At 63.1% G+C, this 21,089-nt stretch carries 22 protein-coding genes; 11 read left to right on the top strand and 11 right to left on the bottom strand.

Translation table 11 applies throughout. The features are described 5' to 3' along the window. Positions 1–55: 55 nt before the first annotated feature. Positions 56–1,822, bottom strand: coding sequence for an AMP-dependent synthetase/ligase (locus ABD842_RS18115; protein WP_345117033.1), 1,767 nt, complete (start codon positions 1,820–1,822; stop codon positions 56–58). Between the two features lie 188 nt (positions 1,823–2,010). Here ABD842_RS18115 and ABD842_RS18110 point away from each other — a divergent pair, with 188 nt between their 5' ends. After that, the gene (locus tag ABD842_RS18110) at positions 2,011–2,466 is read left to right on the top strand and encodes a nuclear transport factor 2 family protein (protein WP_345117031.1); all 456 of its coding nucleotides are present in this window, start codon (positions 2,011–2,013) and stop codon (positions 2,464–2,466) included. 5 nt (positions 2,467–2,471) lie between these two features. On the opposite strand, the gene ABD842_RS18105 is transcribed toward ABD842_RS18110, so the two are convergent. From ABD842_RS18105 to ABD842_RS18095, 3 genes are all read right to left on the bottom strand, one after another. After that, a complete protein-coding gene (locus ABD842_RS18105) occupies positions 2,472–3,014 on the bottom strand; it encodes a hypothetical protein (protein ID WP_345117029.1) in 543 nt (180 codons plus the stop codon). Positions 3,015–3,033: 19 nt separating this feature from the next. Further along, entirely contained in the window at positions 3,034–3,711 is a 678-nt protein-coding gene (locus ABD842_RS18100) for an HAD family hydrolase (protein ID WP_345117027.1), read from the bottom strand. A gap of 184 nt (positions 3,712–3,895) precedes the next feature. Beyond that, positions 3,896–4,564, bottom strand: a complete 669-nt coding sequence (locus tag ABD842_RS18095) for a Rossmann-fold NAD(P)-binding domain-containing protein (RefSeq protein WP_345117025.1) — start codon at positions 4,562–4,564, stop codon at positions 3,896–3,898. Between the two features lie 116 nt (positions 4,565–4,680). On the opposite strand from ABD842_RS18095, the gene ABD842_RS18090 reads away from it, so the two are divergent. After that, positions 4,681–4,899: a type II toxin-antitoxin system HicB family antitoxin gene (locus ABD842_RS18090; RefSeq protein ID WP_345117021.1), complete on the top strand. Its 219-nt coding sequence runs from the start codon at positions 4,681–4,683 to the stop codon at positions 4,897–4,899. After that, a complete protein-coding gene (locus ABD842_RS18085; protein ID WP_345117020.1) occupies positions 4,896–5,081 on the top strand; it encodes a type II toxin-antitoxin system HicA family toxin in 186 nt (61 codons plus the stop codon). Before ABD842_RS18090 ends, ABD842_RS18085 begins: the two co-directional genes overlap by 4 nt. Before the next feature lie 177 nt (positions 5,082–5,258). Here the strand turns inward: ABD842_RS18085 and ABD842_RS18080 are convergent, their stop codons facing one another. After that, on the bottom strand, positions 5,259–5,591 hold the full coding sequence (locus ABD842_RS18080) for a hypothetical protein (protein WP_345117018.1): 333 nt from the start codon (positions 5,589–5,591) through the stop codon (positions 5,259–5,261). A 21-nt stretch (positions 5,592–5,612) separates the two neighbouring features. Further along, a complete protein-coding gene (gene ispG / locus ABD842_RS18075; protein WP_345117016.1) occupies positions 5,613–7,706 on the bottom strand; it encodes a (E)-4-hydroxy-3-methylbut-2-enyl-diphosphate synthase in 2,094 nt (697 codons plus the stop codon). Positions 7,707–7,943: 237 nt separating this feature from the next. Between ispG and ABD842_RS18070 the strand changes: the two genes are divergently transcribed. Together ABD842_RS18070 and ABD842_RS18065 are read left to right on the top strand one after the other, a co-directional pair. Next, positions 7,944–8,426 carry a TlpA disulfide reductase family protein gene (locus tag ABD842_RS18070; RefSeq protein ID WP_345117014.1) on the top strand — a complete coding sequence of 161 codons (483 nt, stop codon included), beginning with the start codon at positions 7,944–7,946 and terminating at the stop codon, positions 8,424–8,426. A gap of 39 nt (positions 8,427–8,465) precedes the next feature. Further along, the gene (locus ABD842_RS18065; protein WP_345117012.1) at positions 8,466–9,083 is read left to right on the top strand and encodes a thioredoxin family protein; all 618 of its coding nucleotides are present in this window, start codon (positions 8,466–8,468) and stop codon (positions 9,081–9,083) included. 309 nt (positions 9,084–9,392) lie between these two features. On the opposite strand, the gene ABD842_RS18060 is transcribed toward ABD842_RS18065, so the two are convergent. Further along, positions 9,393–10,367, bottom strand: a complete 975-nt coding sequence (locus ABD842_RS18060; protein WP_345117010.1) for an NAD(P)H-quinone oxidoreductase — start codon at positions 10,365–10,367, stop codon at positions 9,393–9,395. A gap of 144 nt (positions 10,368–10,511) precedes the next feature. On the opposite strand from ABD842_RS18060, the gene ABD842_RS18055 reads away from it, so the two are divergent. Further along, a complete protein-coding gene (locus tag ABD842_RS18055) occupies positions 10,512–11,009 on the top strand; it encodes a hypothetical protein (protein WP_345117008.1) in 498 nt (165 codons plus the stop codon). Between the two features lie 256 nt (positions 11,010–11,265). Further along, the gene (locus ABD842_RS18050) at positions 11,266–11,409 is read left to right on the top strand and encodes a hypothetical protein (protein WP_345117006.1); all 144 of its coding nucleotides are present in this window, start codon (positions 11,266–11,268) and stop codon (positions 11,407–11,409) included. A 151-nt stretch (positions 11,410–11,560) separates the two neighbouring features. On the opposite strand, the gene ABD842_RS18045 is transcribed toward ABD842_RS18050, so the two are convergent. Next, positions 11,561–12,274, bottom strand: a complete 714-nt coding sequence (locus ABD842_RS18045; RefSeq protein WP_345117004.1) for a hypothetical protein — start codon at positions 12,272–12,274, stop codon at positions 11,561–11,563. A 240-nt stretch (positions 12,275–12,514) separates the two neighbouring features. Then, the gene (locus ABD842_RS18040) at positions 12,515–14,704 is read right to left on the bottom strand and encodes a glutamine synthetase III family protein (protein WP_345117002.1); all 2,190 of its coding nucleotides are present in this window, start codon (positions 14,702–14,704) and stop codon (positions 12,515–12,517) included. Positions 14,705–14,968: 264 nt separating this feature from the next. On the opposite strand from ABD842_RS18040, the gene ABD842_RS18035 reads away from it, so the two are divergent. The 4 genes from ABD842_RS18035 to mtaB all read left to right on the top strand — a co-directional run bounded on the left by ABD842_RS18035 (position 14,969) and on the right by mtaB (position 19,427). Beyond that, a complete protein-coding gene (locus tag ABD842_RS18035; RefSeq protein ID WP_345117000.1) occupies positions 14,969–16,807 on the top strand; it encodes an LTA synthase family protein in 1,839 nt (612 codons plus the stop codon). A gap of 126 nt (positions 16,808–16,933) precedes the next feature. Then, positions 16,934–17,305: a hypothetical protein gene (locus tag ABD842_RS18030; RefSeq protein WP_345116998.1), complete on the top strand. Its 372-nt coding sequence runs from the start codon at positions 16,934–16,936 to the stop codon at positions 17,303–17,305. An 82-nt stretch (positions 17,306–17,387) separates the two neighbouring features. Then, positions 17,388–17,657, top strand: a complete 270-nt coding sequence (locus ABD842_RS18025; protein ID WP_345116996.1) for a hypothetical protein — start codon at positions 17,388–17,390, stop codon at positions 17,655–17,657. A gap of 429 nt (positions 17,658–18,086) precedes the next feature. Continuing rightward, a complete protein-coding gene (gene mtaB, locus ABD842_RS18020) occupies positions 18,087–19,427 on the top strand; it encodes a tRNA (N(6)-L-threonylcarbamoyladenosine(37)-C(2))-methylthiotransferase MtaB (protein ID WP_345116994.1) in 1,341 nt (446 codons plus the stop codon). 72 nt (positions 19,428–19,499) lie between these two features. Here mtaB and ABD842_RS18015 read toward each other — a convergent pair whose 3' ends face one another. After that, positions 19,500–19,739, bottom strand: coding sequence for a hypothetical protein (locus tag ABD842_RS18015; RefSeq protein ID WP_345116992.1), 240 nt, complete (start codon positions 19,737–19,739; stop codon positions 19,500–19,502). A 694-nt stretch (positions 19,740–20,433) separates the two neighbouring features. After that, the gene (locus ABD842_RS18010; protein WP_345116990.1) at positions 20,434–20,934 is read right to left on the bottom strand and encodes a hypothetical protein; all 501 of its coding nucleotides are present in this window, start codon (positions 20,932–20,934) and stop codon (positions 20,434–20,436) included. Between the last annotated feature and the right edge of the window lie 155 nt (positions 20,935–21,089).

Below are 21,089 nucleotides of genomic sequence, written 5' to 3'. Positions count from 1 at the left end.
GCCGCCGCGGAAAGATTTGCCGGCGGCCAGATATTGCGGTGGTTTTTACCCCGGCCTACCGGAACAATGATTCAATGCGCTGCTGATTGTTCTGGCTGATAATCTTGCGCTTCACCTTCAGCGTGGGGGTCAGCTCGCCCGATTCCACGCTCCACAGCGTGGGCAGCAGGGCCACTTTCTTGATCTGCTCCCACTGGGCGAAGGCGGCGTTGGTTTGCTGCACCAGCTGCTCGTAGAGCTGCTGCACCTGGGCGTGGGCGGCCAGCGCGGCATCGGAGAGGTCGGTGGGCAGATTCTGGCGGCCGGCCCAGGCCCGCAGCTCCCCGAAGGCCGGCACCAGCAGCGCCGCCGCAAACTTCTCGCCCTCGCCCACCACCATCACCTGCTCCACCAGCGGCGACTCCGACAGGCGCGATTCGAGGGGCTGCGGGGCTACGTACTTGCCGTTGGAGGTTTTGAACATCTCCTTTTTGCGGTCCGTGATTTTGAGGAAGCGGCCCTGCACCAGCTCGCCGATGTCGCCGGTGTGCAGCCAGCCGTCGGCGTCGATGGTTTCGGCCGTCAGGTCGGGGCGGCGGTAGTAGCCCTGCATCACGGAGGGCGAGCGGGTCAGGATTTCGCCGTCGGCGGCAATTTTCACTTCTACGCCCGGCAGCACCGGCCCCACGGCCCCGATCAGGTTGCCGGCGGGCACGGGCTGACTGGCGGCAATTACGGGCGAGGTTTCGGTCATGCCGTAGCCCTCCATCACCCGGATGTCGGCGGCCCAGAACACCCGCGCCAGCCGGGGCTGCAGGGCCCCGCCCCCGCTCACAATGTAGCGCACCTGCCCACCCATCGCCGCGCGCCACTTGCTGAACACGAGCCGGTTGGCCAGCGCCAGCTGCGCATTGTACCACCCGCCCTGATCCTGCTGGGTGTCGTACCGCAGGCCCAGGTCCAGGGCCCAGAAAAACAGCTTTTTCTTCGCGCCGGTCAGCTCCTGGCCCTTGGCCACGATCTTGTCGTAGATCTTTTCGAGCAGGCGCGGCACGGTGGTGAACACCTGGGGCTGCACCTCGCGCAGGTTGTCGGCAATGAGCTCCACGCTTTCGGCATACCAGACGCTGAAGCCCAGCAGCAGGTACAGATACGTGGCCGTGCGCTCGAAAATATGGCTCAGGGGCAGAAAGCTCAGCGCCTTGCTGCCGGCCGGCAGCGGCAGGTGGTCGGTGAGGTTTTCGCAGTTGAAGAGAATGTTGCGGTGGCTGAGCATCACGCCCTTGGGCCGCCCGGTGGTGCCCGAGGTATAGATGAGCGTGAGCAGGTCGTCGGGCTGCACGGCGGCTTTCAGCGGGGCCAGGCCGGCCGGGTCGGCGGCCTGGCCCAGGGCCAGCAGCTCGGTGAAGGAGCGGTGGCCGGCCACCTCGTCGAAGGTGATGACGTGCTCGGGGCCGGCCGGCAGGCCGGCTATGGCTTCCTGCACCCGGGCCAGCAGCTTTTCGTTTTCCACCAGCACCACCCGCACGCCGGCATCCTGGAAAATATGGCGGTAGTCTTCCACCGTGATGGTCGGGTACATGGGCACGCTCACGGCCCCGAGCTGGGCGATGCCGAAGTCGGCCACCACCCACTCGGGGCGGTTGGCCGAGATGATGGCCACCTTGTCGCCGGGGCCGAGGCCGAGCTGGCACAGTCCCAGGCTGGCGTGGTCGCTCAGCTGCTGCACCCGGGCCGCGCTCAGCGGCTGCCAGGTGCCGGCTTTTTTCTCCACCAGGCAATCGGCCCGGGGCGTGGTGGCGGCTAGGTGGGCAAGCAGGTCGAAGGTGCGGCGGATGGACATGAGCAGAAAACCAAAAAACGGCAGCAATGAAAGAGGCGCGGCCCCAAAAGTAGCGCGCAAGGAGCGCGCCGGCGCGGGGACCACGGCAGAAGAACATAATTTTACCGGCGGCCGGCAACGCCGCCTTTTACGGCGCTGGCAACCAAACCGCCGGCCGCGCGTCCTTGCCCCGCCTCAACTCCCTGCGCATGAAACCTCTTTTCCTCGTCGCCCTCCTGCTGGCCGCCCCGGCGGCTTTCGCCCAGACCGGCCCCGCCGAAACCGCCGCCGTCAAAGCCACCATCACCACGTTCTTCACCGGCATGCGGCAGGGCGACAGCACTATGGTGCGCGGCACGCTGGCCCCCGGCGTGGTATTGCAGACCATCACGACCAAAGAGGGTACGACGCGCGTGGGCCTGGAAAACCCGAACGAGTTTCTGCAAGCCGTGGGCACGCCGCATAAGGAAGTGTACGATGAGCGGATCCGCTTCGAGCGGGTGCTGGTGGATGCCAACCTGGCCAGCGTCTGGACGCCCTACCGGTTTTACGTGGGGCCGAAGTTCAGCCACTGCGGCTACAACTCGTTTCAGCTGGTGAAGCTGGCCGCGGGCTGGCGCATCGTGCACGTCATCGACACGCGGCGCCAGGATGGCTGCCGGTAGCAGCCCTATTCCGGCGGCCGTTTCCACTGGGTGGCGGCCCCGTTTTTGGTGTAGTACACTACCATCCGGTCTTCCGAATACCGAACCGCCTCGATGTGCCGGGCCTCGCTGAGCTGCTGGCAGGAGTTTTTGGCCAGATCCAGCTCCACCAGCCTGAGCTTGCGGGGCTTGAGGTAGCCATCGGATGTGGCCAGGAACAGCAGCCGGCCCTGGGCGTAAGCCAGCGGCTGCACCGGCCAGCCGCCGTCCTGCCCGGGGTAGGCGTGCTGGTTCTGCGTGGCCTGCGCCGGGCGAAAAACAATGACTTCGCCGGAAGCCCGCAGCGCCACCCGGTACCCGTGGAGCACCACGTACTGGGTCGGACTGTTTTGCCGGCCCGCCGCGGCTACGGAATCGAGCCCAATGGCCGGGGCCGGCGCGCTACCGTAGAGCCAGCCGGCTTTGGCCACGAACTGGGTTTGCACTGACGGTTGGGCCTGCGCCCGGCCGGTGCCGGTGAGGGCGCCGGCCCCGAGCAAAGCCGCTACAATCCTTATCGGTGTTGTCACGAATTGGAAGAAGGAAAGTTTAGAACGATAGCAGCGTGGCCGCACTGAGCTGCCCGAGGTGGGCCACGACCTGGTCGGCGTGGTGCAGGTCCTGGCCTTCGGAATGCTCGCTGCGGTAGCCCACGCAGACCATGCCCGCGGCTTTGGCGGCCGTCACGCCGTTGGCCGAATCCTCGATGACCAGGCATTCGGCGGGTGGCATACCGGCCAGCGTGGCCGCGTGCAGGAAAATGGCGGGGTCGGGCTTGGAGCGCGGAAAGTCCTCACCGCTGACCAGGTTATCGAAGTACGGGTAGAGCCCGAAGCGGGTAAACACCCGGGCAATGGTTTGCTTGGAGGCCGAGGAAGCCAGCTGCAGCGGCACGCCGGCCGCGTGCAGCTCCTCAATCAGCGCCCGGGCCCCGGGCAGCAGGTCCAGCCCGGTGGAGGCGTCGAAGGACGTGCCAAATAGCTCCCGCTTGCGGTTGATGAGCGTTTCCACCTCCTCCGTCAGGCCGAACTGCGCCTTGAGCCGCTGGTAGACGTTGCGGGTGGAGGAGCCCAGGAAGGTGGCGTATTCCTCCCGGGTCATGGCAATACCCAGCTCGGCGAAGTGGCGGAAGAAAGCGTCGTGGTGGAGCGGCTCGGTGTCGACGAGCACGCCGTCCATGTCGAAGATGACAGTGCGGATCATGCGGGCGGAGTGGATTTCGGGCAAAGGTAGCGGATTGCCGCCGGGGCCCGGCCTGCTGGGCAGAACAGGAAAAAAGATCGTCATGCCGGGCATGCGGCGCCTTAGGTTAGGGACCGGGGAGGCGCGCGCAGCGTCGCAGTTGGAAACAGAACGTCCTTCCGGGCGGGCCGCGGAATCTCGGCACGGCAACGATTTTCTGCCCCTGCTGCTACGGCTTCCCTTTCGCCACGGCCACGATGTCGGGCACTTCCAGCACCGGCTTGGCGTAGCCGCGCCGGGTTACCTGAATCATGGCCTGCCCCAGCTCGGCCAGCGTGGAAACGTACCTGGGCGTCAGCGTCCGCAGCACCGGGTAGAGCCAGCCAAAGTATTTGTAGTACGACAATACGTGCCGCTGGCCCGACGTGGCCCGCAGGAAGCCGGGCCGGAACATGTAGGCCTGCCTGAAACCCAGCCCCAGCAGCGCATTTTCGGTTTCGCCCTTCACCCGGGCCCACATCTGCCCGCTTTGCAGCGTACCATCAGTGCCCGCCCCCGACATGTAGCAGAACGTGAGGCCGGGGTTGCGGGGCCGCAGGGTCTGGGCGAAGTGCAGGGTCAAATCATGAGTGAGGCGGCGGTACGCGGGCTCCTTCAGGCCCACCGACGACACGCCCAGGCAGAAAAAGCAGGCGTTGTAGCCCGTGAGCTGGTCCTGGATGGGCGTCAGGTCGTGGAAGTCGGCGTGGATGATTTCGCGCAGCTTGGGGTGGGTGATGCCGCTGGGCCGCCGGCTGATGCTGAGCACCTGCGCCACGGCGGGGTTGTGCAGGCATTCGAGCAGCACGCCCTCGCCCACCATGCCGGTGGCCCCGGTCAGGATTGCTTTGATCTTCATGGACAGGCAGACGGGTGAGGCGGGAAAATACTGTAAATGATAGGGCGCAATAGCTGCCTGGCACCCGAGCGGGCATTTCTTCGTTATCTTCGCAGAACCACGATTTTCCACCAGCCATGAAACTCACCCTCATCATCCGCCAGGGCAAAACGCATTTGATCGGGCAGTTCAAGGAGCTCCCGGGGGTGCTTACGCAGGGCCGCACCATTGCGGAGGTGAAAGACAATATCCGTGATGCGCTGGCATTGTACCTGGAAGACATGCGGGAAGATGCCGTCGATCCGACCGACATCATTGCCCAGGAGGAGCTGGAATTTGTGGAGCAGGCCGCATGAAGCGCGGCAGGTTCGTGAAGCACCTGGAAGCACACGGCTGCCCGCTGCACCGCCACGGCAGCCGCCACGATATTTATAAGAACGAGCAAACCGGCAAGCGCACCAGCGTCCCGCGCCACGGCGACATCGACGAGGAGCTGTGCAAGGAGATTTGCAAGCAGCTGGGAATTCCGAAGCCGTGAAGGGTGCGGGGCCGAACCGGCCTTAGGCCCAGCGGGGCGACACCCAGATTTGGGGCTTCGGGTATTTATTCTGCAACGGGTACTACCGATGTGCCGCCCCGCTGGGGCTGGTGGTTGCTCCGGGTAGTATTGGGTTAGTCTTTAGAGGGAGACTGATGAGTAGGACGGAATTGTATTTTAAGCTTCAGGGAACAGCTCATTCATTATCAGGCAATCAATGCCACAAACTTCAACCTCAATCTCGCCTAAGCCCTCAACATCAGTAATACATATTCCCCCCACTGCCCTTAACTCGCCAGTCAGCAGCGCAGTAGTTTTCAAACCAAGTGCTTCCAGCCCCTGCCAGTCGGTTTTTTTACCGTGCGCTCGAAAGAAAGCCTGAAAGTAAGTGTAATACACCTCGGAAGGTTTCAGCTTGCCGCCAAGTACTCCCATCGAAGCGTCGATAATCTGTGCGTCGATAGTGCCCAAGGTAATTTCGGCTGCGAATAGTTGGATTTCGACGCTCATGAGTAGGATAGAGTTAGGCAGCTACCCCACCACCGGCTCTTCCACCAGCTCCTTTTCCACCCAGCGGCCATCCTCGCGCATGAGGTCGATGAGCTGGTCGACGGCCTGGGCTTCGGGCACCGACTTTTTGATGACTTCCTGGCCGCGGTAGAGGGCAATCTTGCCTTTGCCCACGCCCACGTAGCCGTAGTCGGCGTCGGCCATTTCGCCGGGGCCGTTCACGATGCAGCCCATGATGCCGATTTTGACGCCCTTCAGGTGGTCGGTGCGCTTGCGGATCATGGCCGTGGTTTCCTGCAGGTCGAACAGGGTCCGGCCGCAGCTCGGGCAGCTGATGTACTCGGTCTTGGACATGCGGGTGCGGGCCGCCTGCAGGATACCGAAACTGAGCTGGTTGAGCTGGTCGATATTCTGGAGCCACTCCGCTTTTTCACGCTCGGGCAGCAGCTCGGTGCTCAGCACCACGCCGTCGCCGAGGCCGTCGAGCAGCAGGCCGCCCACGTCGGTGGCGGCGTAGAGCTGGGTTTGTTCGGGTGTAAGGGCCGGATACTGCCGGTTGATGATGACCGGATTGGTGATGCCGTTATTCAGCAGCTCGAAAAACGCCCGCCGGATTTCGGGCATGGCGTGGGCATTGTCGGTGTAGAGGATAATGACGGCCGTGGCGTCCTGGCGGAGCTGGTCGAGGGCCGGGGCGGTGAGCGAGGCCAGGTTGTGGAACACGAAGTTCAGCTCTGCGTGCTTAGCTCCAGCGCCGGCGTACTCGGCCTGGGTGAGGACGGGGAAGTGGTCGGCACGGCGGCCGGCGTCGAGCCAGGCGGCGTAGTCCACTACTTCCTTCAGGCCGTTGGGCAGCATAAAGGGCACCGGGCGCTGGCCGCTGTAGAGGTAGTCGGCGCCCAGGTCGTTCATCTGAAACTTGTCGAGGAAGGCCGAGTACAAGTGGCCCACGGCGCGCAGGTCGGCATACTCCACCGAGGCCAGGCGGGAAATATCCACCATCACCCGGGGCACGTTCTGCCCGCCCAGGTTCAGCACCTCGCGGGTGATGCGGCGGTGGTACTGAAACGGGTCGATGGGTACCGCCGCCGAAGTGTCCGCCGGCGCGGCCGAAGTGGTCCGACGACTTTGAGTCGTCGGACCACTCTCGTTGAACGACTCGCCCGCCGGGGCAAGTGGCAACGCCAAATCGGCGCCCAGCGGGCGAATCGGCTTGGCCTGTGCCGCACGGTTGGTGTAGCGGTCAATCAGGGCTTTGGCTACCGGGGCTTCGGCTTCGGGGGCTTCGGTGAGGCTCACGCGCACGGTGTCGCCGAGGCCGTCTTCGAGCAGCGTGCCGATGCCCACGGCGCTCTTGATGCGGCCGTCCTCGGCCTCGCCGGCTTCGGTTACGCCCAGGTGCAGGGGATACGGCTGCAGGCCTTCCTCGTCGAGCTTCTGCACCAGCAGCCGGTAAGCCTGCACCATCACCTGGGTATTGCTGGCCTTCATGCTCAGCACCACGTCGTAGTAGTTTTCCTCCTCGCACAGCCGCAGAAACTCCAGCGCCGACTCCACCATGCCCAGCGGCGTATCCCCGTAGCGGCTCAGAATCCGGTCCGACAACGAGCCGTGGTTCGTGCCGATGCGCATGGCCGTGCCGTACTGCCTGCAGATCTGGACCAGCGGCCGGAACCGCTCCCGGATGCGGTCTACCTCGGCCGCGTAGCTGGCGTCGGTGTACTCGATGACGTCGAACTTCTTCTTGTCGGCGTAGTTGCCGGGGTTTACGCGCACTTTCTCCACGATGCGGGCGGCCAGCTCGGCGGCGTTGGGCGTGAAGTGAATGTCGGCAATGAGGGGCACCGAGCAGCCGCGCCGGCGCAGCTCCTTCTTGATTTCGAGCAGGTTCTGGGCTTCCTTCACGCTGGGCGCGGTGATGCGCACGTACTCGCAGCCGGCCTCTACCATGCGCAGGGTCTGCTCCACCGAGCCCAGCGTGTCCATGGTGTCGACGGTGGTCATGCTCTGCACCCGGATCGGGTTGAGGCCGCCCATGGGCAGGTCACCGATTTTCACTTCCCGGCTCAGGCGGCGCTTATACTCGGTGAGGCTGGGGCAATACGTTTTGTTCATAACCCGAAGGAGGAGTTTCAGAAGGAGTAACAAAGGTAAGCAGGTTTGGACTTGCCCAGTTGGCTCAACTGTGGTAGTATGCCGTAGAGCCGCCTGGTTGCGGCTGAGCAGCAAACGATTTGCGGTTGGCCAGCCAGGCCCAGTAACCTCCGCAACGCCGCGACGCCAGCAGGCGGCTCCACTGCCGCAACTTCCGCCCGCTAGAGCGGTCTTTGCAGTAACAGCCTTTCAATAAACATGACCCGACCAAAATTTCTTGCCGCCGCTGCCCTCCTGCTTTGGGCTACTGCCGCCCACGCCCAGCAGGTCACCGTCATCAAGCTGCCCGAACTGCAAAAGCGCCTGAGCCGGCAGAATGACACGACTTACGTGGTCAACTTCTGGGCGACCTGGTGCGCGCCCTGCGTCAAGGAGCTGCCTTATTTCGACCAGCTGAGCACGACCTACGCTGGCAAAAAGGTAAAAGTGCTGCTCGTCAGCCTGGACTACGCCTCCCAGCTCGACAAAAAAGTCAAGCCCTTCGTGCTCCGGCGCGGGCTGAAGTCGGAAGTGGTGCTGCTCAACGAAACCGCCCCCAACGCCTGGCTGGATAAGGTGGACGGCAAGTGGTCGGGCGCGCTGCCCTTCACGCTAATCTATAACAAGCAGAAACGCGCCGCCTTCGAGCAGGAATTCACCCAGGCCGAGCTGACGGCCCAGCTGCAGAAGTTCCTTCCCTAGCCTTTCCCTTCCTTTTTTCACTTTACCCCTGGCTCGCTCATGAAAAAGCTGTTTTCCCTGCTCACCACCAGCCTGGCGCTGGTGCTGCTCAGCAACTTCGGCCCCGCCTCGCCCGGTTACCAGGTCGGCGACAAAGTCGCGGACTTCCGGCTCAAAAACGTGGATGGCCGCCTGGTGTCGTTGGCCGGTAACCAGGCCGCCAAAGGCTACATCGTGGTCTTTACCTGCAACACCTGCCCCTACGCCAAGGCCTACGAAAGCCGCATCATTGCCCTGCACCAGAAATACGCGCCCCAGGGCTACCCCGTGGTGGCCATCAACCCCAACGACGAGGCCACCGTGCCCGGCGACTCCTTCGCCGAGATGCAAGCCCGGGCCGCCAGCAAGAAGTACCCGTTTGCCTACCTGCAGGACGAAACCCAGCAGGTGGCCAAAACCTTCGGGGCCACCCGCACGCCCCACCTGTACGTGGTGACCAGGCAGGGGCCGGACTTTGTGGTAAGCTACATCGGGGCCATCGACGACAATTCCGAAGACGCCAAGCTGGTGAAAACCAGGTATGTGGAGCAGGCCATGACCGACATTCTGACCGGCAAGCCCGCCGCTATCAGCTCCACCAAGGCCATCGGGTGCACCATCAAGTGGAAGAAGGCGTAGCCCGCCACTGCCCGCCGCTGTAGCGGCAGCAGAACGGTCGGCCGGTAGCGGGAAATTACCTGCTACCGGCCGACCGTTCTGCTGCTGTAGAGGGAAATACCCGGAAACAGAAAAAGGCGCCCCTCTCAAGAACGCCTTTTCTGAAAACCAGCCCGGCAATAGTCCCACCCAGCGCCGGACTGCTTTGGTTTATTTCAAAGGTACCGGCCCGCCAAAGCTTCTGCCACTGTTGGGTTTATATCTTTTGGTGCTGTATTCACCAAAACGACGGGAATGCCGCCGGCCCCCGATAGTATTACGCAACTAAAATCAGCTTACCGTTAGCACAATCTTCCCGATGTGGGTGCTGCTTTCCAGCAGCCGGTGCGCCGCCGCCGCGTCGGCCAGGGCAAACGTGCGGTGGATAACGGGCCGGAACTGCCCCGCCGCCAGCAGGGGCCACACGCCGCGCTCCACTTCCGCGGCCAGCGCCGCCTTGAAGTCGGCGGAGCGCGGCCGCAGCGTGCTGCCGCTGATGGTCAGCCGGCGCCGCATGATGTCCAGGGCATTCACCTCCGCTTTGCCGCCCTGCATGGCATTGATGAACACCAGCCGGCCGTCGTCTTTGAGCAGGCGCAGGTTTTTGGGCGTGTACTCGCCGCCAACCATATCCAGGATTACGTCGGCGCCCCCGGCGGCCTGCACTACGGCTTCGAAGTCGGTGGTCTTGTAGTTGATGGCCCCGGCGGCGCCCAGCTGCTCGCAGGCCCGGGCTTTTTCGGCGCTGCCCACGGTCACGAACACGGGGCTGCCCAGCGCGTGGGCCAGCTGCAGGGCCGTGATGCCGATGCCGCTGCTGCCGCCGTGCACCAGCAGCGTTTCGCCGGGCTGCAGCTGCCCGCGCTGAAACACGTTGTGCCACACCGTAAACACCGTTTCCGGCAACGATGCCGCTTCCGTCATGGTCCAGCCCGCGGGCACGGGCAGACAGTGGCAGGCATCCACCACGGCATACTCGGCATAGCCGCCGGCGGCCAGCAGCGCGCACACGGCCGCCCCCACCTGCCAGCGGACCACGGCCGCCCCGCATTTCTCGATGCGGCCGGCTACTTCCAGGCCCGGCACGGAGCCGGCCACGTCGCCGCTGCCGGCGTATTTGCCCTGGCGCAGCAGCACGTCGGGCCGGTTGACGCCGGCGGCCTCCACCCGGATCAGCACTTCGTGGGCCGCGGGCTCGGGCAGGGGCCGCGTCTGTTGCTGCAGCACTTCGGGGCCACCGGGCCCGGTAATAATTATGGCGTTCATCGGGCTGGGGTTAGCGACGGATTACGGTTGCTTTACGTTGTTTGCGCCGGCAACGCTGCCCGCCCGAGTACCCTGGTGGCTTTGCCCTGCGTACCTATGCCTCCGTAGCCGGCCGTGCTGCGCTACCCCTGACCGCCCTACCCCATGAAAAAGCTCACCTTCCGCCCTATTTTTGACGTGGCCAAAGCCACCAGCCTGCGGGCCTGGCAAACCGGCCGCCTGTTTCAGCAGGTAGCCCGCAAGGCGCTGGACGCGGTGCAGGACGTGCTACGGGCCGAAGTACAGAAAGGCAACGTTCAGCTGGTCAGCGACTTTTTGCTGGACAAAGCCCTGCCCGCGGCCAAAGCCCTGCTGCTCGAGCGGATGGCGACCCGGCTGCTGCTGCGCATCGGACTGCGCGGCGTGCTGGCCACCAGCGTTGTAGGCTGGATCCTGCCCTTTGTGCTGGAGCAGCTGATCAAAGTAGGCGTCAAGACCGGCTTTTTCGACAAAATCAAAGCCAATGCCACCGTTGCCGACACCCTGACCCGGCTCGACGAGTTGAAATGGGCTACCTGGAAGCGTATCAACCCCGACGCCGGCACCAAAGCCGAGTTGGCAGATGATACAAGTACATCTGAAAAAAAACTACTACAGGAGTAGCTGCAGGCGTCTTACCGCTTGTATTGGGTAGTCGTATTAATTTTCTGCTGCAACTTCGCCTTACCTGTGGCTAGCATGCCTTTGTCTGGAAAGGGTAACCTGGCCTCTCTCTCCTCCTGCTGCTTTTCCTGGCGGCCGCCCCAATTACGGCCCGGCCGGCCGGTCATGAGGATCTGCAGCTCTGCCCCGACGTGCAGCACCAGGCCGTAGCCCCGCGGCTGCCCGCATCGTCCCCCGTACTGGACTGCACCTGAGCATGCCGGACGGCACGGGCCGCATCGTCTACCGCAAGCCGCTCAGTACCGTTGGCCCCCTGGTGTCCTTGCCGGTTAGCTCCTACCTGCTCATCATGGAAGGTGCCGATGGCTGCAACGTTGCCCGGCGCCTGGTACTCAAGTAGGCCTGCTTCCCTTTCTCTGCCAACAAAGAAGGCCGGCTACAATAGCCGGCCTTCTTTGTTGGGTAGCGGAAAATACTTGCCGGGGCACTTAGGCAATGCTGCCTGACTGGCGCGGGGAGCTTATTGCGCGGAACCTTGAATCAGCGGATTTTCAGTTGGGCGACTTGTCCTCACTCATTGCCTTTTCGCGGAGCGGCTTCTCCTGTTCCGCTTCGGCGGTAGGCGTAAGGGCCGGGCCCTCGCTGCCGGCTGCAACCACCGGCGACTTCACCCCGCCCGTCTGCCAGTCAGTCGCAGGGGGTTTGATCGGTTCGGCTTCTACTTCCCGCGTGGGCAGCTTAATGGCGGTCTGCTCGGCCCCCGGGTGAACGGGCGACTTTATTCCCCCCGTCTGCCAGTCGCTCGGAGGAGTTTTAATCGGCTCTTCTTCCGCTTTCCGGGGCGGCGTGAGGCTCGTACCACCGCTAGCTGGAGGTGGCGGCTTGATGCCTCCGGTCTGCCAGTCCTTCGGGGGAGTTTTGATCGGGTCGGCTTCCACTTCTACTTCCCGTCTCGGGGTCTTGATGCCAACGGATTCCATCCGCGCGGGCTGCTTGACGCCGCCGGCTTCCCAGGTTGGCGGCGTCTTTGTCCCGCCGGTGCCGCCCGCCGGGGGCGTTTTGATGCCGCCGGTACCGCTGCCCGCCGGCGTTCTGACGCCGCCGTAGCTGCCCCCGTACGTGGGCGGATAGGAAGGCCGGCGCTGGACGTGCGAGCCGCGCCGATACGTCTGGTTCTGGTCAAGACCATAATAGTTGACGGTGCAGGACGAAGTCAGGCCGAGGCCCAACAGCAGCACCAAAGCCGGGAGTAGAGGACGCTTCATGATTTTGGGAAGTAAGAGGGTACGCTACCCGGATTTCCAAAAAGCGGGCCAGTATCCTAAACGTCTAATATACCGCTCGCCCCCGGGCCCGTATTTTGGCGCCTGCGCCTTGATTATCAGCGCGCAACAATTTAACGGAGTCGGGCCCAAAAAAAGCCGCCCCACCCGGAACGGCTCTTAATGAAATCGGGGCCGGATCAAATTCCCACCCAACTCCGGCCCGATTCTGACTTGTCAGGCTTAGTGCCGGAACATCAGTTCGCGGTACTTTACCAGAGGCCAGTCCTCATCGGCCACCATAAGCTCCAGCTTGTCGACGGAGCGGCGGATGGGGTCGAAATGTGATTTGACCGTGTCGCAGTACGCAATGGCGCGGTCCCGGGTGTCTTCCGTCTTGTTGGCCACCTTACGGGCATTCACCATCTCGTCGACCTGGGTTTTGATGGTGCTGATGTGGCGCGAAATGGCTTTGATGGTGTCCACCGTTACCTGGGAATGCTCGTCGTCGAGGCCCAGCTCGCGCAGGCCGCGCACGTTGGTGATGAGCTTGGTCTGGTAGGCCACGGCCGTCGGGATGATGTGGTTGATGGCCAGGTCGCCCATCGTGCGGCTCTCAATCTGGATCTTCTTGATGTAGTCCTCCAGCAGAATCTCGTGGCGGGCGTGCAGCTCCACGTGCGAGAAGATGTTGTGGCGGGCAAACAGCTCGGCGGCATCGTCGCGGATGAGAGCATCCAGGGCCTGCGGGGTGGTCGGAATGTTGCTCAGGCCGCGCTGGGCCGCCTCGTCCTTCCACTCGTCAGAATAGCCGTTGCCTTCGAAGCGGATGTGTTTGGAAGCAATGACGTACTCGCGCAGCACTTCCACGATGGCCACTTCCTTCTTTTTGCCCTGCTCAATGAGCTCATCGACCGACGCCTTGAACTCGATGAGCTGCTCGGCCACGATGGTGTTGAGCACCGTCATCGACGAGGAGCAGTTGGCCGACGAGCCCACGGCCCGGAACTCGAACTTGTTGCCGGTGAAGGCGAAGGGCGAGGTGCGGTTGCGGTCGGTGTTGTCGAGCAGAATCGCCGGAATCTTGTCGATGCCGAGCTTGAGGTAGATGTTGTCGCCCTTGTCGAGGGGCAGCTTGGCAGTGCGCTCCAGCTCATTGAGCACGCTGTCGAGCTGGGAGCCCACAAACACCGACATGATGGCCGGCGGGGCTTCGTTGGCGCCGAGGCGGTGGTCGTTGGAAGCCGAGGCGATGCTGGCGCGCAGCAAGTCCCCGTAGCGGTGCACGGCCGTAATGGTCGAGATGAAGAAAGCCAGGAACTGCAGGTTTTCCTTGGGGCGGCGGCCGGGGGCCAGCAGGTTCACCCCGGTATCGGTGCTCATGGCCCAGTTGTTATGCTTGCCCGAGCCGTTGACGCCGGCGTAGGGCTTCTCGTGCAGCAGCACTTTGAAGTTGTGCTTCTCGGCCACCCGGTCCATGATGTCCATCAGCAGCTGGTTGTGGTCGACGGCCAGGTTGGCATCCTCAAAGGTCGGGGCGCACTCGTACTGGTTGGGGGCCACCTCGTTGTGGCGGGTGCGCAGCGGAATACCCAGGCGGTTCGACTCTTCTTCGAAGTCGAGCATGAAGGCGTGCACCCGGCTGGGGATGGAGCCGAAGTAGTGGTCTTCCAGCTGCTGGCCCTTGGCCGGGGCGTGGCCAAACAGGGTGCGGCCGGTCATCACCAGGTCGGGGCGGGCGTCAAACAGGGCCTTATCGACCACGAAGTATTCCTGCTCGATGCCCAGCGTGGTCGACACGCGGTTCACGTCCTTGTCGAAGTACTGGCACACATCCAGGGCCGCCTTTTCCAGCGCCGCCAGCGACTTCAGCAGCGGGGCCTTGTAGTCGAGCGCCTCGCCGGTGTAGGCCACGAAGATGGTCGGGATGCAGAGCGTGGAAGCGCCGGCCGTCTCGATGATAAAGGCGGGTGAAGTCGGGTCCCAGGCCGTGTAGCCGCGGGCCTCGAAGGTATTGCGGATGCCGCCGTTCGGGAATGACGAGGCATCGGGCTCCTGCTGCACCAGCGCCGAGCCCTTGAAGTTCTCAATCGGCCGGCCGTCGGAGTTCAGGTCGAAGAAGGAGTCGTGCTTTTCGGCCGTGGAGCCGGTCAGGGGCTGAAACCAGTGGGTGTAGTGGGTGGCGCCCTTGGCCATGGCCCAGGTTTTCATGGCCGAGGCCACCGCATCGGCCACCGACCGTTCGACCGGCGTGCCTTGTTTGATGGCTGATTGAAGCTTCTTGAAGTACTCCCCCGGCATGTTGGCCCGCATGGCCTCCAGGTTGAATACGTTTTTACCGAAGCTGTCGGAGCGACGCTCCCCGGTAGAAGGTACGGTCACCGGCTTGCGCTGGTCGACGAGTTCAAGTGCTTTGAAGCGCAGTATAGCCATTGAGAAGTTGAAACGAGATACGGTGGTATTTGACAAGGCAAAAGTACGTTTAACCACTGTTACTTTCCAAACCCACCCTGCAGGCGAAGGGCATTTGCCCGAAATCTGTTTCTTTTTGTCGCCATACACCCTTCTGCACACAGCCTTCGGGGTGATAAGCAAGTTAAGGCCGCCCAGGGCCAGCTTGGCCCGGCGACGCCGGGGCGGAGCCCCGAAACGCGGGTTGGGGTTCCGCCGGTTGAAATCTGCGGTTACCTTTGCCGGGTGAGAAACCGCTTTGCTTTCCAGCTGCGCTATTTTCTGTTCTGGCTGGTCTTTTTTGTGGCGGCAAAAGCCGTCTTTCTGGTGTATCATTTCCCCAAAGCGGCCGCACTTGCCGACGGTGAGCTGCTGCGGGTGTTCGGCTACGGCCTGCGCCTGGATGCCTCGGCAGCGGCGTACCTGAGCCTGGTGCCCTACCTGCTGCTGACGGGGGGCAGCCTGCTTGCCGGCCGCTTTCCCCTCGACCGGCTCCTGCGCCTCTACTCGGCCGTCATCGGCATCGTCGTGACTTTTTTCACCGTGGCCGACCTGGAGCTGTACCGGGCCTGGGGCTTCCGGCTCGATTCTACCCCGCTGCAGTACCTGGATTCGCCGGCCGAAATGGCTGCCTCGGCCGGCAGCGCCCCGCTGCTGCTGCTGGCGGGCCTGCTGACCGGGCTACTGGTTTTTGGCTGGGGGCTTTATGCCCGGCTCTGCGGCCGGCTGCCGCTGTTGCCGCCGGGCTTCGGGCGGGGCCGGGCCGCGCTGGTGGGGCTGCTCTACCTGGGCCTGCTGGCCGTGCCCCTGCGCGGCGGCGTGCAGCAGATTCCGGTCAACCAGAGCGACGTGTACTTTTCCGCCCGCCCGTTTGCCAATCACGCGGCCGTCAATGTACCCTGGAACGTGGTAAACTCGCTTTTCCTGCAGAGCGGCGGCCCCAACCAGTACCAGTTCATGCCCGACTCGGTGGCCGCCCGCACCGTGCGGCAGCTCTACGCCCCCGGGGCCGATACGGCCGCTACCCGCCTGCTGCGCATCAAGCGCCCGAACGTGGTGTTTATCATTCTGGAAAGCTTCACGGCCAAGTTCGTGGCCGGTACGGGCGGCGAAAAGAACGTGACGCCCAACCTCGACAGCCTGGCCCGCACCGGCGTGCTGTTTACCAACCTCTACGCCGCCGGCGACCGGAGCCAGAAGGGCCTGGTGTCGCTGCTCAGCGGCTACCCCAACCAGCCCTCGACCAGCATTATCAAGTATCCGCGCAAAACCGAGCGCCTGCCCCACCTGTGCCAGGACCTGAAGCGGGCGGGCTACGCGTCGCACTACTATTATGGCGGGGAGCTGGCTTTTGCCAACATGAAAAGCTACCTCGTCACGGCCGGCTACGACCGGTTTACCGAGCGGTCCGACTTTCCCATAAGCCAGCAGAGCTCGAAGTGGGGGGCCCACGACCACGTGCTGTTCGACCGGATTCTGGGCGATTTGCAAACCCAGGCGCAGCCCTTTTTCGTCACGGCTTTCACCCTGAGCAGCCACGAGCCGTTCGACGTGCCGATTCCGCGCCGCTTCCCCGGCACCGACGAAGCGGCGCTTTTCCGCAACTCGGTGTACTACGCCGACTGGGCGCTGGGCCGTTTTCTGCACCGCGCCCGGCAGCAGCCCTGGTGGGAGAATACCCTGCTGGTGCTCGTCGCCGACCACGGTCATCCGCTGCCCGGCGACGATGCCAACGAAAGCGCCGGCAAGTTTCATATTCCCCTGATTCTGGCCGGCGGCGCCCTGCGCCCCGAAGCCCGGGGGCGGGTGCTGGACACCTTCGGCTCGCAGACCGATGTGGCCGCCACGCTGCTGGCCCAGCTGCAGCTGCCCACGGCGGCCTACCAGTGGAGCTACGACCTGCTGCGGCCCGCCCGGCGGCCCTTCGCGTTCTACGCCTTCACCGACGGCTTCGGCTTCGTAACCCGCCACGGCGGCATCACCTACGACAACGTGGCCCGCCGCGTGATGACCGGGGATACCGCCCTGCTGCGCCAGGGGCAGGCCTACGAGCAGGCCTCGTTCGGGGACTTCCTGCGGAAGTAGGCCAGGGTGCCGGCAATCGGACAGCTGCCGGGCTGCTATTGCCACCAAGTTACGGTTAGCTCGTACTACCCACAGAATAGAATCTTCCCCTGCCCTGCTGTCCTGATTCCGGTCTGCCTGCTCCTTATGCCTGAAACTGTCCTCTTATTCGTGTACAACGCCAACGGCGGGCTGCTGAACGGGCTGCTGGATCTGGTCCACAAGACCCTCTCGCCCGGCACCTACCCCTGCTCGCTGTGCGCGCTTACCTACGGCGTGAGCATGCGGCCCGAGTGGAAATCCTTCATCGAGGCCCTGCCCATTGAGGCCCGGTTTCTGCACCGCGACGAGTTCCGGGCCGAATTTCCGGCCTGGCGCGAGGTGCCGCTGCCGGCCGTGTTCCGGCGGCTGCCTTCCGGCGAGCTGGCCCCGTTTATCACCGCGCCCGAGCTTAATCAGGCCGATCTGCCCGGTTTGATGACGCTGGTACGCACCCGGCTGGCGAGCCCGGTCAGGTAAAGGTAGCCTAGACGAAATACCCGCTTTCGTTCACCGGGAAAGGCGTTATATTGAAACGCCTTTCACCCGTCATCCTTATCGCATGGAGTTCTTAAGTTATTCGATCCAACACAATGAATCGGTCAAAATCAACCTGGCGCACATTGTTGCGCTACGGTCGTCGGTAAACGAGGATTCCACCCGGGCCACGCTGGAAATCATAACGACTGCGGCAGCTGCCGATTTTAAACAGGATTTCGATGATGTGGGCAAGATGAGAGAAGAGTTTGAGCGCATCGAACGGATTCTGGGCAGCAGCGAAAGGAACGTGATTTACGATGCGGCCAAAAGGATTGTCAGCGGAAAACTATAGCAGCCCTAACAGAACCGCCGCGGTTCTTCCTGCCCCGGGGCGCCTCCAGGTTCGGCGTTCCACTACACTGACCTTGGGCAAGGCCTAGCCCAGCCTCTTGCCGCCAGGCTGAGTTCACAACCGCGGGCTCCGGCAGTCGGCTACTCCCCGGGCGCCCGGCAGTCCAGAACTCAGGCCGCCCCCTGCGCCGGTGCCGGGTACGAATTCAGTCCTCTGGCCCCGGTCTGCCGGCAGCTACACCGGTCCATTCTGGGTTGCTCTGCCTGAGTTGGGTTAACTTTGCCCCGGCGCAAGCATCTGGCTGCCCTGTTTTGTACTTGTCTTGGGTGGTGTTTTCATTGTCGCCAACAAGCTAATCCTGACGACATCTCTGTAAAAACCCTGCTTAAAGACAGTGGAGCAGGTTTTTAGCTGTTATCAGTTTCTCTTATGGAAACCAAAAAAGTTGCCTTTTACACGCTGGGCTGCAAGCTCAACTTCTCCGAAACCTCGGCCATCGGCCGGCAGTTTGAGGAGCGCGGCTTCCGCAAAGTGGCTTTCGAGGAGGCCGCCGACATCTACGTCATCAACACCTGCTCCGTCACCGACCACGCCGACCGTAAGTGCCGCAAGGTGGTAAAAGAAGCCCTCAAGCACAATCCGGAGGCTTTCGTAACGATTGTCGGGTGCTACGCCCAGCTCAAGCCCCGGGAAATTGCGGAGATTCCCGGCGTGCACGCGGTGCTGGGCGCGGCCGAGAAATTTCAGCTCGTCGATATCCTGGCCGGGTTCGAGAAGCCCGCGGCCGGGCAGCCGGGGCAGGTGTACGCCTCCCCGATTTCGGCAGCCACCGAGTTTCACGCCGCCCACAGCTACGGCGACCGGACCCGCACCTTCCTCAAGGTGCAGGACGGCTGCGACTACACCTGCTCGTTTTGCACCATTCCGCTGGCCCGCGGCAAAAGCCGGTCCGACTCCGTGTCGAGCGTGGTAGCGCGGGTGCAGGAGCTGGCTGCCACTGGCGTGAAGGAAATTGTGCTGACCGGCGTCAACCTCGGCGACTTCGGCCTGCAGGGTCCCGGGCGGGAGCGCAAAGAGGATTTCTACGACCTGGTCCGGGCCCTCGATGCGGTGGCGGGCATTCACCGCTTCCGCATCAGCAGCTGCGAGCCCAACCTGCTCACCGACGACATCATCCGCTTCGTGGCCGGCTCCCAGCGCTTTATGCCCCACTTCCACATTCCGCTCCAGTCCGGCTCCGACAAGATTCTGGGGCTGATGCGCCGCCGCTACCGCCGCCAGCTCTATGCCGAGCGGGTGGCGCTGATCAAGCAGGTGATGCCCCACGCCTGCATCGGCGTCGACGTCATCGTGGGCTTTCCCGGCGAAACCGAGGCGGATTTTCTGGAAACCTACCAGTTTCTGACGGCGCTGGACGTGAGCTACCTGCACGTGTTCCCGTATTCGGAGCGCGAAAACACGCTGGCGCCCACGCTGCCCGGCCGCGTGCAGGACCGCCACCGCCACGAGCGCACCACCCAGCTGCGCGGCCTGTCGGAAAAGAAGAAGCGCTTTTTCTACGAGCAGCACGTGGGGCAGGAAACGCAGGTGCTGTTCGAAGACGACGTCACGCACGGGCAGATGGAAGGCTTCACGCCCAACTACATTCGCGTAGCGGCCAAATACGACCCGTTGCTGGTCGGCGAGATGAAAACCCTGCGGCTAACGGCAGTGAATCCGCAGAACCTGATGGAGGCGGAGGAAATGGGCATTATGGCTCTGCACCACTAGCCTAGAACCAGCTAAAACAAAAGGGCAAACACGTCACAGTGTTTGCCCTTTTGTTTTAGCTGCGCTTGTCCTTTACCTCGGCAATTGCCGCTGCATCAAATCCAGCATTTGCTGCATCAGCCGCTGCTGCTCCAGCAGGTGCTGGTTGCGCATTTCGGCGACCGTAAGCTGGTGGGCCAGCTGCTGGGCATACAGGGCCGTTTGCAGGCTCTCGGGTCCAAAGCTGCTGGCCGGCGCTACTGCCGCCGGAGCCGCCGGAGCGGCAGCAACAGCGCCAGTTGGGCCTGAAGCCAGGGCGTCAGAAGCGGGCACTATTTCCGGAGCAGCAGGCAAAGCAGGTGCAAAAGGAGCTGCGGGAGCCGTCACGGTTACCGCTGATCTTACCCCGGACTCCGCGGCCAGAGGAGGAGCAGGCGCAATTATTTTTTCTTCACCTGTTGGGGTGGCCGCGCCGGCAGGAGCTGGGGCCGGCTTGGAAGCCACTTTGGCAGCCTCCGTCAGCATCCCACCCTGGCCTTCCAGAAGCCAATCTTTTGATACATTTGGGTATACCTCAAACACCTTACACAAAAGGTCAAACCCGGGCTTATTACGCTCATCCACCAGGTGTTGTATTACCGTGGCCGTCTTCTCCAGAGAAGCAGCAAAGGCATTTTTTGATATACCCAAATGAGCAATCAATTGAGTAAACCGTTGCCCTACCGTAGTTTCCATTGTTTATTCAAAAGTTAAAGATCTTAACGGGGCGCAATATAACACCAAATGAATAAGCATCGTTATTTCTCTTTTATCCTGGCTTCAGTTGGGTTGCCTCTTGGCCCGTGGCACAGCGAGGCGCTGCTGCTGCAACTGTTGCCAACGGGGTTGCAGTTGGATTCGCTCAAAAGGAAACGTGTAGGTTTCGTCGGGAAGAAACTCAAAGTCATACCGACTCATCCCTATTGGGTTGAACAACAGCAAGGCATCGGAGGTGAGGGCGAATTCCAGCAAATCGGCCCCTTCAGCGCTACTCTCGCCCATATCGGTGGCCAGGCCCCGGGCGGGCGTGGCGTTCCAGTTGCGGAGCCCGGTATAGCTCGGCGACGTGCCCAATAACCGTCGGGTCCCCGTAGCGGGCCGCGACGTGAGCCAACTCATCGCGCAGGCGGCGGCTAACTGCGGCCCCAAGCCGCTGCCGCAGCTGTGCGGGCGGGTCGGCCCCGAGGTCGGCTAACGAAAGTCGGCGGCCGGTGCGCAAATCGAGCGTGAGGTGGTGAGTAGCCGGCTCCGGAAGTCCCTGATACTCGTTCTGAAACGCTATCGACAAGCCCCCCCCCCGATTCAGGAGCACGCTGTATTCAGTGCCGGTAGGGCCATCCACACCTGCTCTCCACAGTTGCTGCTCCTCGTCGTAGCAGCACTGGCGGGCGGCCTGGTACAGCTGCCGGTGCGGGCTGGCCGTCGAATCAACCGTGCTGAATTCACTGGTGATGTAGCGGCGCAGCTGCCGGTTGATGCGCCGGGCCACCGCCGCGTTGGGCCGGCCTGGGGTATCTGAAATCTGGAGCCTTCCCCGGTGGTTGCCACATCTGACACTTGGGCGCGGCTGCCCGCCGCCTGCCCATGTGCCCCGGCTGCCGGAGCACCCAGCAGCCCCAGCACCAGTCCGATTTTCATCCGGCG

The sequence above is a fragment of the Hymenobacter algoricola genome (assembly GCF_039539525.1).
In the GTDB taxonomy this organism is placed as follows: Bacteria; Bacteroidota; Bacteroidia; order Cytophagales; family Hymenobacteraceae; genus Hymenobacter; species Hymenobacter algoricola.
The sequence above is the reverse complement of the archived record's forward strand: the minus strand, read 5'-3'. Positions and strand labels throughout refer to the sequence as shown.

What these genes read in the sequence shown, in the direction of transcription:
- ABD842_RS18115 (WP_345117033.1), bottom strand. Translation starts at nt 1,822, where the DNA reads ATGTCCATCCGCCGCACCTTCGACCTGCTTGCCCACCTAGCCGCCACC.
- ABD842_RS18110 (WP_345117031.1), top strand. Translation starts at nt 2,011, where the DNA reads ATGAAACCTCTTTTCCTCGTCGCCCTCCTGCTGGCCGCCCCGGCGGCT.
- ABD842_RS18095 (WP_345117025.1), bottom strand. Translation starts at nt 4,564, where the DNA reads ATGAAGATCAAAGCAATCCTGACCGGGGCCACCGGCATGGTGGGCGAG.
- ABD842_RS18090 (WP_345117021.1), top strand. Translation starts at nt 4,681, where the DNA reads ATGAAACTCACCCTCATCATCCGCCAGGGCAAAACGCATTTGATCGGG.
- ABD842_RS18085 (WP_345117020.1), top strand. Translation starts at nt 4,896, where the DNA reads ATGAAGCGCGGCAGGTTCGTGAAGCACCTGGAAGCACACGGCTGCCCG.
- ABD842_RS18080 (WP_345117018.1), bottom strand. Translation starts at nt 5,591, where the DNA reads ATGAGCGTCGAAATCCAACTATTCGCAGCCGAAATTACCTTGGGCACT.
- ispG (WP_345117016.1), bottom strand. Translation starts at nt 7,706, where the DNA reads ATGAACAAAACGTATTGCCCCAGCCTCACCGAGTATAAGCGCCGCCTG.
- ABD842_RS18070 (WP_345117014.1), top strand. Translation starts at nt 7,944, where the DNA reads ATGACCCGACCAAAATTTCTTGCCGCCGCTGCCCTCCTGCTTTGGGCT.
- ABD842_RS18065 (WP_345117012.1), top strand. Translation starts at nt 8,466, where the DNA reads ATGAAAAAGCTGTTTTCCCTGCTCACCACCAGCCTGGCGCTGGTGCTG.
- ABD842_RS18060 (WP_345117010.1), bottom strand. Translation starts at nt 10,367, where the DNA reads ATGAACGCCATAATTATTACCGGGCCCGGTGGCCCCGAAGTGCTGCAG.
- ABD842_RS18055 (WP_345117008.1), top strand. Translation starts at nt 10,512, where the DNA reads ATGAAAAAGCTCACCTTCCGCCCTATTTTTGACGTGGCCAAAGCCACC.
- ABD842_RS18050 (WP_345117006.1), top strand. Translation starts at nt 11,266, where the DNA reads ATGCCGGACGGCACGGGCCGCATCGTCTACCGCAAGCCGCTCAGTACC.
- ABD842_RS18045 (WP_345117004.1), bottom strand. Translation starts at nt 12,274, where the DNA reads ATGAAGCGTCCTCTACTCCCGGCTTTGGTGCTGCTGTTGGGCCTCGGC.
- ABD842_RS18040 (WP_345117002.1), bottom strand. Translation starts at nt 14,704, where the DNA reads ATGGCTATACTGCGCTTCAAAGCACTTGAACTCGTCGACCAGCGCAAG.
- ABD842_RS18030 (WP_345116998.1), top strand. Translation starts at nt 16,934, where the DNA reads ATGCCTGAAACTGTCCTCTTATTCGTGTACAACGCCAACGGCGGGCTG.
- ABD842_RS18025 (WP_345116996.1), top strand. Translation starts at nt 17,388, where the DNA reads ATGGAGTTCTTAAGTTATTCGATCCAACACAATGAATCGGTCAAAATC.
- mtaB (WP_345116994.1), top strand. Translation starts at nt 18,087, where the DNA reads ATGGAAACCAAAAAAGTTGCCTTTTACACGCTGGGCTGCAAGCTCAAC.